Here is a 7056-nt window from a genome sequence, read left to right as displayed (position 1 = left end):
TTGTATTTACGGGACGGCGCACCTGACAGTCGCCTCCGACGGTGATCTGCTCGTCCAGAAGCCACCGCGCGGCACGCAGCACCGCCGGATCGTCGCCGGGCGTCCCGGCCTCCTGCAGCGCGGCCAGCGCCAGGGCGGTGTCCCACACCGGGGACTGGCACGCCTCCAGGCGGCGCAGGCGCCCGGCGGCGCCCCGGGTGCGGCCCCCGCCTGATCCCGGGGGGGGGCCCCCCCCGGGCCCCCCGCGGCGCGGCCCCGCGCCACATCGCCCAGCCCGGCGACGGGGGCGGCGATGGCCGCGCGCAGCGTCAGCCCGGAGCGGTCGGCGAGCTGCCCGATCACCTGCCGGGTCCACGAGGTCACGCGGTCCACCGAACGATGCTCGGGGAACAGCACATACAGGCGATCGCCGATCCGGGTGGTCACGCAGTCCTGTCGAAAGGCGCTGGCGTGCAGGCGAAGTGTGACGGTGCCGCGATGCATCGCCGCCTCCGCCGATTCCCGCGACGCGTGCCGCGCGAACCCGACCACGGCCGCCCGCCCGTCGGCCGCCATGCCGAAGGTGTCGGCGAAGGCCGCGAGGTCGACGTCGCCGCCGTGCGCGCCGAACAGCCGCTGGATCAGTAGCGCGTCGGTCGTCGGCGCCTGCCGGGTGCGCCAGATCACCCGCCCCGCAATGGATGCCGCGCCGCGCAGCACCTTGGCGCAGTCGCCGTGTAGCGGCTCGGCGGCCTCCTGCACCCAGATCGTGCCGAGCACCATGGGCGACCGTCCGTCGTCGCGCACCGGCTCCCGGATGCCGATCGCGATGCGGCGCCGCGTCTCCCACTCCGGCTGCGCCGGAACCTCCACGGCGTCGGCGGTATTGCGCAACCGATCGAACACCTTCTCCCGCTGTAGCCAGTGCAGATATCCGGCCGGGCCCTGCCGGCCGAGCACCGACAGCCGCCGCACGGCATCCGCGGAGGCGGTGCTGTCGGCGGAATAGGCCAGCACCCGCGACTGGGCGTCCTCGATGGCGACCAGCCCGCGCGTGGACTCGGCCACCGACTGCGCCAGCCCGAACAGGTCGGTGTCCAGCGCGGGCGCGGAGGGCACGGCCGTGTGCGGTCCCGCGCCGTGCCCGGTGATCCGCTCGATCAGCGCGTGCACCATCTCCCACCGGGCGTGCGGATGGACCGCGACCAGCGCGATGCCCGCATCCTGGGCGGCGGCCCGCAGCCGCGCGGACACGCTCTTGGAGAACACCACCCGCGGGCGGTGCTCGGCGGGGCAGCGCTCGCCGAGGTCGCGCAGCCACCGTGCCGCATCGTCGTCGCCCACTCCGACCTGCAGATACACCTCCGGCAGCGCCCGGCCGGGCGGCATATCCATGCTCAGGTCGTCGACATCCATGAAGGCCACGGAATCGACCACCACCTCCTCGCCCGCGGGCGCGTCGACCAGCGTGACAACGGCGCTGGTCAGGGCCGATAGCAGTTCCGACAGGGCTATGAGGTGCTTCACACTCTTCATTCAATCGGACGAAAACCGATGCCGCAATTCATCGAAGAGGACAACCCCGCCCACGGTCGGATGCGGTTTATTTCGTGCCATGGACGCGATCACCACGGTCCCCGCACCGTCCAACGAGCCCGTCAACTCCTATGCGCCCGGCACCCCGGAACGCGCCCGGTTGCGCGCCGCGCTGCGCGAGCTTGCCGGGACCCCCACCGAGGTCCGCCACGTGATCGACGGCGAGCACCGGGCCGGAACCGGCGCGCGGGTGGACGTCGTCCAGCCGCACGACCACGCCGCGGTGCTCGGCAGTTTCAGCGTCGCCGAACCGGGCGACGTTCACGATGCGGTGGATACGGCGGTGAAGGCCGCATCCGCCTGGCGTGCACTGCCTTTCGACGAGCGGGCCGCGGTATTCCTGCGCGCGGCCGATCTGCTGTCCGGACCGTGGCGCGAAACCGTCGCCGCCGCAACCATGTTGGGCCAGTCGAAGTCGCCCTACCAGGCCGAGATCGACGCGCCCTGCGAACTGGTGGACTTCTGGCGGTTCAACGTGCATTTCGCGCGGCAGCTGCTGGCGGGGCAGCCGATGTCGGGGCCGGGGGTGTGGAACCGTAGCGACTATCGTCCGCTGGAGGGGTTCGTCTACGCGATCACCCCGTTCAACTTCACGGCCATCGCCGGAAATCTGCCCACCGCACCGGCTTTGATGGGCAATACGGTGGTGTGGAAGCCTTCGCCGACCCAGGCCGTGGCCGCCTATCACACGATGCGGGTGCTCGAGGCCGCCGGTCTGCCGCCGGGCGTGATCAACCTGGTGCACGGGCACGGGCCGGAGGTCTCGGAGGTGGCGTTGCGCGATCCGCGGCTGGCAGGAATCCATTTCACCGGGTCCACCCGCACCTTCCAGCACCTGTGGCGCGAGGTCGGCGGCCACATCGACCGTTACCGCACCTATCCGCGGCTGGTCGGGGAGACCGGCGGCAAGGACTTCGTGCTGGCGCATCCGTCGGCCGATCCGGCGACGCTGACCACCGCGCTGATCCGCGGCGCCTACGAATATCAGGGGCAGAAATGCTCGGCCGCGTCGCGGGCGTTCGTGCCCCGGTCGGTGTGGCACCGGATCGGCGACGAGCTGATCGACCGGGTCGGCGCGCTGACCTACGGTGACGTCACCGATTTCACGAATTTCGGTGGGGCCGTGATCGATCGGCGTGCCTTCGACCGCAATGCCGCCGCGATCGAGCGGGCCAAGGCCACGCCCGGGCTGACGGTCGCGGCGGGCGGCACCTACGACGACAGCGTCGGCTACTTCATCGCCCCGACGCTGCTGCTGGGCGACGATCCCACCGACGAGGCATTCCGCACGGAGTACTTCGGGCCGATCCTGTCCGTGCACGTCTACGACGACTCGCGCCCCCATGCCTTCGACGAGGCGCTGCGGCTGGTCGACTCCGGCGCCGCCTACGGGCTCACCGGCGCGGTCATCGCCCGTGACCGGGCCGCCATCGAAAAGGCCAGCGACGCACTGCGTTTCGCGGCCGGGAACTTCTACGTCAACGACAAGCCGACCGGTGCGGTGGTGGGCCAGCAGCCGTTCGGCGGCTCCCGCGCCTCCGGCACCAACGACAAGGCCGGTTCCCCGCTCAACCTGCTGCGCTGGACCTCACCCCGGTCGATCAAGGAGACGTTCGTGGCGCCCACGAGCCACGAATACCCGCACCAGGCCCAAGATCCGGGGGAGCGGTGATGGCATCCGGCCGCATGAGCACTCCCGTTCTCGCCAACCCCTTACGGCCCGCGCTGCTCGCCGCGGCACGGTCTCCGCGTGCCGAACGCGGGATCACCGGGATGCCGGTCACCAGGCGTCTGGTGGACCGCTTCGTCGCCGGTGACACGCGCGACGCGGCGCTGGTCTCGATACGGGACCTGTTGCGGCGCAATCGGTTCGTCACCATCGACTATCTCGGCGAGGACACCACCGACCCGGCGCAGGCGCGACGGGTGGTGGGCGAGTACCTCGCGCTGATCGGCGCTCTCCCGGCGCGGTCCGACGCCGAAACGGTGCGCCCACTGGAGGTTTCGGTGAAGCTGTCGGCGCTGGGTCGGTCCCTGGGGGCGACCGTTGCCACGGACAACGCCCGGACGATCGTGGAAGCGGCTGCGGCTGTGGGCATCTGGGTGACCTTCGACGCCGAGGACCACACCACCACCGACGCCGCCCTGGCCACCGTTCGCGAGCTGCGCCGCGACCACCCCGAGACCGTAGGGACCGTGCTGCAGGCCTATCTGCGGCGCACCGAGGACGACTGCCGGGCCTTCGCCGACGAGGGGGCACGGATCCGATTGTGCAAGGGCGCCTACAACGAGCCGGGCGCGGTGGCCTTCCGCCGCAGGCGCGAGGTCGACGCGTCGTATCTGCGGTGCCTGCGAATCCTCATGGCGGGCAAGGGATATCCGATGGTCGCCACGCACGATCCGGCGATGATCGAGGCGGCGGCGCTGCTGGCGACCGCGGCCGGCCGGGGTCGCGACGACATGGAATACCAGATGCTCTACGGCATCCGGCCCACCGAACAGGAGCGGCTGGTGTCCCTCGGCCAGCACCTGCGGGTCTACGTCCCCTTCGGCGACCAGTGGTACGGCTACTTCGTGCGGCGCCTGGCCGAGCGGCCCGCGAACCTGATGTTCTTCCTCCGCTCGGCGGCGACGGCGACCTGACCCGTCCCGGTCACGTGAGGGCGACGGGGCCGTGCGGTCCGTCCAGGGTGGCGATCAGGGCCGCCGGAATGCCCGGCCGCAGCTCGATGTCGGCCGAAATCGCCTGCAGCCGAGGCAGAATCGCCTCCGGATCGGGGTGGATGGCGGTCAGCGACAGCAGTTTGACCTCCGGGAGGTCCTGCGCGGGATGGCGGGTTTCGCCCCAGTCGATGAGGAACGGGAGCACGCCGACGTGCGTGCCGCCACCCGTCAGCCGCCAGCGCAGCACCTCGCCGCCGGGCGTCGCCCGGGACATGTCCTCGGCGTCGCCCGGATCGAATCCGGCCGCCCGCGCCGCGGCGAGCGTCGTTTCGATATCGGTCACCCGCACCGCCCAGGTCACCAGGCTCGGGCCGGTCAGATCGTCGATGCCGAACGGCCGCGGCCGTGCCGGGACGGGCTGGTCGGCGTCCGGGCCGATGATCTCCAGATAGCCGCCGCTCCCCAGGCCCAGCAGGTAATTGCGGGTGCCGCGCCCCGCGTGCTGTCCTCCGGTCACGGGTTCCACGCCCGTCAGCCGTGCCACGTCCGCCACGGTCTCGGCGAGCCGCGGGGTCGCCAGCACCAGATGATCGAGTCCACTCACGCCAGTCACTGTAGGTTTCGGCGTCCGGGTGGTCACCGGTTCGAATCGGCCTGAGCCGACCGCGAATGTTGCGATTACGGCTCGATTCCCGCCGATGCGGGCCCTCTGACCTGGGCCGGGGGTGCGGGGGAAGAATTAGATCTTGTGGGGCGCATGTGATTTGCGGTAGAACAGCTATGTCACAGCAACTGTGAATGTCTAGTTGAGCTTGTGTGTTCGTCCGTTCGATCCAGCTGAGAAAACCGCACTGCCAGGCAAGCCGTCCGGATGAGATGCCCGTGGGGAAGCGGTCATCCCAGTAGTTTCTGTGTGCTGAGTGGTCGCCGGACGCTCGCCGTCGGGGTGGTGTGTGCCGAACCGAAGGGCAAGACATGGCGACAACTGCCTCACGCAACAGAATCACCAGGCTCCTCTTCGCCGCGCTGACCGGCCTGCTGGCGGTCTCGGCCCTGGCCGGACCGGTGGCCGCCGCGACCGGTTCCGGGGACAGCGGCAGTAGTTCCGGTTCGGGCTCCGGCTCCGCCTCCGGCAGCGCGAGCGGCTCGGCGAATCTGCCGATCCCGAGCCCGCGGGCGCAGATCGCGCTGAGCCTCGCGCAGACCCAGGCCGGTAAGCCGTATCAGTGGGGTGCCACCGGCCCCAACACCTACGACTGCTCCGGACTGGCGCTGTGGGCATTCCGCCAGGTGGGCATCCTGCTACCCCGCACGACCTGGCAGCAGGCCGAGGCGGGCAGCGCGGTGCCGCTGGGTGCGATCCAGCCCGGCGACATCGTCGTGGTGAACACCGACGGCTCCCACGAGGGCATCTACGCGGGCGGTGGCATGCTCCTCAACGCCCACTCACCGGGCGTCGGCGTCGTCCTGACACCGCTCAACGAGTTCGACATCTACGCCATCCGCCGCTTCTACTGATTCCGGCCGAAAGCACGCCGGAAATACGAGGTGGGGGCGGGCGTCAGACTCCGACCGCCTCCTCCATCTCCTCCTCGGCGGTGCGGCCGTGGGGCTCGACTGCCTCGGGCGGCGGGGCCGTCCGGCGTTCGTGTATGCCCGCGATGGCCAGGAGGGCCAAGCCTGTTGCGAACCACAGGGTGAGGCTGGTGATTCGGCTGGTGAGGCCGGTGCCGTCGAAGTACAGGAGGCTGCGGGCGCCCTCGACGAATCCGGCGCCGTTCCAGAACGAATGCAGCGCGCCGAAGAAGTCGTTCTGCAGAGCGGGGCCGTAGACGCCGCCGGAGGTGGTGAAGTTCAGCATCACGAACAGCGCCATCAGCGCCAGGGTGGTCCAGCGCTTCAGGAAGGTGTGCAGGCCGATGCCGATGGTCAGGATGCCCGCCGAATACAGCCAGCCCATCGCCCAGATCTGGGCGTAGTCGTGGTCGACGATGTGGAAGACGGGCCCGGCCAGGGCGATCCCGATGACGCTGACGATCAGCGAGGTGACCAGCCCGCACAGCGCCCGCAGGCCGATGCTCATGCCCGCACCGGCCGCGCCGATGGCGGCGACGCTGCCGTAGGAGCCGATGCTCAACGCCACCAATAGGAAGAACAGGCCCTGCCCGGTCGGGTCGCCGGGGGCGTGGGTGGTGATGTCGGTGGTCGTCAGCGGCGCGTGCTGCCGCGCGGCGACCTGGCCGAAGACGGTCTCGACGGCCATTGCGGTGGTGTCGGAGTCGGCCTTGGCCACGAGCAGTTCCGGATGTCCCGCCTCGGGGACGTAAGCACCGGCCAGGTCGCGATCCTGCAGCCGATGCACCGCGTCGTCGCGTGTCGGCAGGGTGACGACCTCGAGTTTGTCGCCCGCGGTGTCCTTCATCGTCTGCGCCAGCACCAGCACCTGCGGGGTGTCGCCCACGACCGCCACCCTCAGGTGGTTGGGCTCGGGCTGGTGGAACGCGCCGAGATAGGCCAGGCCCATGCCGACGCACATCAGCAGCGGTGTGAGCAGGTGACCGGCGACGTGCCGGAGCTGGTGGGAGGTCATCGAATCCGCTCCAAAGGTTGGTAAATACAACTATCAATTGTTGTACTATACAACCATGACGGGGCAGTCGAGATTTCCCTCCCGCGATGCGGCGATCCGGACCATCCAGCGCGAGCTGACCCCCATAGCCCCGGGCCCCCCGAAGCGGCGCGCCCCGCTACACCCCCCCCGCAAACGGGTGGAGTATAGCAAAAAAAGCCAGAAAAAAACACCACCAGCCGGGCAGG

The 7056-nt window shown here is 70.2% G+C and carries 6 protein-coding genes; 3 read left to right on the top strand and 3 right to left on the bottom strand.

The features are described from left to right. Positions 1-148 (bottom strand): hypothetical protein (locus tag QH290_RS38085; RefSeq protein WP_425303609.1); only part of this gene is annotated, 148 nt, incomplete at its 3' end. A gap of 1446 nt (positions 149-1594) precedes the next feature. Between QH290_RS38085 and pruA the strand changes: the two genes are divergently transcribed. Together pruA and QH290_RS15910 are read left to right on the top strand one after the other, a co-directional pair. Continuing rightward, positions 1595-3247, top strand: coding sequence for an L-glutamate gamma-semialdehyde dehydrogenase (pruA, locus tag QH290_RS15915; RefSeq protein WP_280265431.1), 1653 nt, complete (start codon positions 1595-1597; stop codon positions 3245-3247). A 14-nt stretch (positions 3248-3261) separates the two neighbouring features. Then, positions 3262-4218 (top strand): proline dehydrogenase family protein, encoded by a 957-nt coding sequence (locus QH290_RS15910; protein ID WP_280265430.1) that lies wholly within the window; start codon positions 3262-3264, stop codon positions 4216-4218. 10 nt (positions 4219-4228) lie between these two features. On the opposite strand, the gene QH290_RS15905 is transcribed toward QH290_RS15910, so the two are convergent. Then, positions 4229-4843, bottom strand: coding sequence for a VOC family protein (locus QH290_RS15905; RefSeq protein WP_280383617.1), 615 nt, complete (start codon positions 4841-4843; stop codon positions 4229-4231). A gap of 371 nt (positions 4844-5214) precedes the next feature. On the opposite strand from QH290_RS15905, the gene QH290_RS15900 reads away from it, so the two are divergent. Continuing rightward, positions 5215-5757: a C40 family peptidase gene (locus QH290_RS15900; protein WP_280265428.1), complete on the top strand. Its 543-nt coding sequence runs from the start codon at positions 5215-5217 to the stop codon at positions 5755-5757. A 43-nt stretch (positions 5758-5800) separates the two neighbouring features. Here the strand turns inward: QH290_RS15900 and QH290_RS15895 are convergent, their stop codons facing one another. Continuing rightward, positions 5801-6829, bottom strand: a complete 1029-nt coding sequence (locus QH290_RS15895; RefSeq protein WP_280265427.1) for a hypothetical protein — start codon at positions 6827-6829, stop codon at positions 5801-5803. Between the last annotated feature and the right edge of the window lie 227 nt (positions 6830-7056).

The organism is Nocardia wallacei (assembly GCF_029869545.1).
In the GTDB taxonomy this organism is placed as follows: domain Bacteria; phylum Actinomycetota; class Actinomycetes; order Mycobacteriales; family Mycobacteriaceae; genus Nocardia; species Nocardia wallacei_A.
The sequence above is the reverse complement of the archived record's forward strand: the minus strand, read 5'-3'. Positions and strand labels throughout refer to the sequence as shown.

Bases quoted from the DNA above. Each gene is read 5' to 3' on its own strand.
- QH290_RS15900 (WP_280265428.1), top strand. From the start codon at position 5,215: ATGGCGACAACTGCCTCACGCAACAGAATCACCAGGCTCCTCTTCGCC.
- QH290_RS15895 (WP_280265427.1), bottom strand. From the start codon at position 6,829: ATGACCTCCCACCAGCTCCGGCACGTCGCCGGTCACCTGCTCACACCG.
- QH290_RS15910 (WP_280265430.1), top strand. From the start codon at position 3,262: ATGAGCACTCCCGTTCTCGCCAACCCCTTACGGCCCGCGCTGCTCGCC.
- pruA (WP_280265431.1), top strand. From the start codon at position 1,595: ATGGACGCGATCACCACGGTCCCCGCACCGTCCAACGAGCCCGTCAAC.